Raw genomic sequence first — 3,381 nt, 5'->3', positions numbered from 1 at the left:
GCCTGCTCCGGGCGCAGCGTCGTGAGCTGGACCCCGAGTGCGTCCAGGTGCAGCCGGGCGACCTTCTCGTCGAGGTGCTTGGGCAGCACGTACACATCCGTCGGGTACTCGGACTGCTTCGTGAACAGCTCGATCTGCGCGAGAGTCTGGTCCGCGAAGCTGTTGGACATCACGAACGACGGGTGACCCGTGGCGTTGCCCAGGTTCAGCAGACGGCCCTCGGACAGCACGATGATGACCTTGCCGTCCGGGAACGTCCACGTGTGGACCTGCGGCTTCACCTCGTCCTTGACGATGCCCTCGATCTTCGCGAGGCCCGCCATGTCGATCTCGTTGTCGAAGTGACCGATGTTCCCGACGATCGCCTGGTGCTTCATCCGGGCCATGTCGGACGCCATGATGATGTCCTTGTTGCCCGTCGTCGTCACGAAGATGTCGACCTGGTCCACGACCTCGTCCAGCGTCGCGACCTGGTAGCCGTCCATCGCCGCCTGCAGCGCACAGATCGGGTCGATCTCCGTCACGATCACCCGGGCACCCTGACCGCGCAGCGACTCCGCACACCCCTTGCCGACATCGCCGTAACCGCACACCAACGCCGTCTTGCCACCGATCAGGACATCCGTGGCACGGTTGATGCCGTCGATCAACGAGTGACGGCAGCCGTACTTGTTGTCGAACTTCGACTTCGTCACCGCGTCGTTCACATTGATCGCGGGGAACAGCAGCGAACCCTCACGCTGCATCTCGTACAGACGGTGCACACCCGTCGTGGTCTCCTCCGTCACACCACGGATCTCCGAGGCGAGCTGGGTCCACCTCTGCGAACCGTTCGCGATGGTGCGGTTCAGGAGCTGGAGGATGACGCGGTGCTCGTCGGACTCGGCGGTGTCGACCGAGGGGACCTTGCCGTCCTTCTCGTACTCGACGCCCTTGTGGACGAGGAGGGTGGCGTCACCACCGTCGTCGAGGATCATGTTCGGGCCGCCGGTGGGGGTGTTCGGCCAGGTCAGGGCCTGCTCCGTGCACCACCAGTACTCCTCCAGCGTCTCGCCCTTCCAGGCGAAGACCGGGACGCCCTGGGGGTTGTCCGGCGTGCCGTTCGGGCCCACGGCGATGGCCGCGGCGGCGTGGTCCTGGGTGGAGAAGATGTTGCAGGAGGCCCAGCGGACCTCGGCGCCCAGGGCGACGAGGGTCTCGATGAGGACGGCCGTCTGGACCGTCATGTGCAGGGAGCCGGTGACGCGGGCGCCGGCCAGCGGCTGCGTGGCGGCGTACTCCTTGCGGATCGCCATCAGGCCGGGCATCTCGTGCTCGGCGAGCGTGATCTCCTTGCGGCCGAACTCGGCCAGGGAGAGGTCGGCGACCTTGAAGTCCTGGTCCTGTCGGTTGGCGACAGAAGTCATAAGGGAGCTGCTCCTCGGTGCAATTGCGGTCGGTCGAGGTGGGCGTGACGCGCATGCCCAGGTACGGGCACACGCATGGCTGATCTGTGGCATCGCGGGGACACAGCTGTCCCCTGACACGCACAGCGCAGTCCGTCGGAGGCCCTCTCTCCCTCGGCCGACCCGGCGTACGGGGCGCCCGACCGCCATCAGCAGCGACGTCTGGCTCGTTACGAATCTACACCGATCGGCTCAGTCGGCCCCACCCCGTCTCCGCCCCAGCCGGTCAGGGCCGTGGCCGGTTTCCGACCCCGGCCGGGGAGTGAACAAGTGCCCTCAGACAGGTCAATAAGGGACTTTCAGACTTTTGATCCTGCGCTTACGTGTTGCAGGATCAGGGAGAGGCCGCGAACATTTGCGCGGTCTTGTTAGGCGCAGGCGCAAAGGAGAGCCACGTGACCAGTCCGGCCGACCCCCACACGGGCGGAGGGGCCGCCGAGCAGCAGAAGAAGTTGAAGCTGCTCGCGGTGACCGCCTGTCCGACCGGCATCGCGCACACCTACATGGCGGCGGAGAAGCTGCAGCAGGCAGCGGACGCCCTCGGGATCGACATGAAGGTGGAGACGCAAGGGTCCATCGGGGCCGAAAACGTCCTGACTGACAACGATGTCAGGAGCGCCGACGGCATCATCATCGCCGCCGACAAGGATGTGGACCGCAGCCGCTTCGTCGGCAAGCGGGTCCTGTCCGTCGGGGTGTCCGAGGGCATCACCCACCCCGAGCAGCTCATCGACCAGGTGCAGACCGCGCCGGTGCACGGGGCCGGGGGTGGCGGCGGCAGCGCCGAGCCGCTCACGTCGTCCGGTGGCGGCGGCAAGGAGCGCAGCCTCGCGTACAAGGCGCTCATGAACGGCGTCAGCTACATGATCCCGTTCGTGGTCGTGGGCGGTCTGCTCATCGCCATCTCGCTGTCCCTGGGCGGGCACACCGACCCCAAGGGCGGCCTCGTCATCCCGCCCGACTCGTTCTGGATGCACGTGAACCAGATCGGCGTGATCGGCTTCACGCTGATGGTGCCGATCCTGTCCGGCTACATCGCGTACGCGATCGGCGACCGGCCCGCGCTCGTGCCGGGCATGATCGGCGGCTGGATCGCCAACACCGGTGACCTGTACGACTCCAAGGCCGGGGCGGGCTTCATCGGCGCGATCGTGACCGGCTTCCTCGCCGGTTACCTGGTGCTGTGGATCAAGAAGGTCAAGGTTCCGAAGTTCGTCCAGCCGATCATGCCGATCATCGTGATCCCCATCGTGGCCACGACCGCGCTCGGACTCTTCTTCATCTACGTCATCGGCAAGCCGATCTCGTGGGTCTTCGAGCATCTGACCAGCTGGCTCAGCGGGATGACGGGGACGAGCGCCATCCTGCTCGGCGCGATCCTCGGCCTCATGATCGCGTTCGACATGGGCGGGCCGGTCAACAAGACGGCGTTCCTGTTCGGCGCCGGGCTCATCGCGACCGGCAACCAGACCGTCATGGGCATGTGTGCGGCAGCCATCCCCGTCATGCCGCTGGGACAGGGCCTCGCCACGCTCATCCGTAAGCGGCTCTACAACGAGCAGGAGCGGGAGACAGGGCTCGCGGCCCTCTTCATGGGGTGTTTCGGCATCTCGGAAGGTGCGATCCCGTTCGCCGCGGCGCGGCCTGCCCAGGTCATTCCCGCCAACATGCTCGGTGGCGCCGTGGCCGGTGCCATCGCGGGCATGGCGGGCGTGGAGGACGCGGTGCCGCACGGCGGCCCGATCGTCGCGGTGCTCGGTGCCGTGGGCGGTGTGCCGATGTTCTTCGTGGCCGTGGCGATCGGTTCGGTCGTGACCGCGCTGACCACCGTCACGCTGGTCGACCTCAGCGAGCGCAAGCGGCGCGGTGAGGCCCTGGTGGGCGCTGCGGCCGGGCCCGAGCCCGCGCTGGCCTCCGTGGGCGTCGGCGCCGGCTC

2 protein-coding genes are annotated in these 3,381 nt (G+C 67.3%); one reads left to right on the top strand and one right to left on the bottom strand.

The annotated features are described in order from the left end of the window. The coding region (gene ahcY / locus G3I40_RS09590) for an adenosylhomocysteinase (protein WP_164301734.1) at positions 1-1,406 on the bottom strand (1,406 nt) is incomplete at its 3' end. A 434-nt stretch (positions 1,407-1,840) separates the two neighbouring features. On the opposite strand from ahcY, the gene G3I40_RS09585 reads away from it, so the two are divergent. After that, on the top strand, positions 1,841-3,381 hold a 1,541-nt coding region (locus G3I40_RS09585; protein WP_164301733.1), incomplete at its 3' end, for a PTS fructose transporter subunit IIBC.

It is taken from the genome of Streptomyces sp. SID14478, from assembly GCF_010548525.1.
In the GTDB taxonomy this organism is placed as follows: Bacteria; Actinomycetota; Actinomycetes; order Streptomycetales; family Streptomycetaceae; genus Streptomyces.
This window is presented reverse-complemented; position numbering and strand designations above follow the sequence as displayed.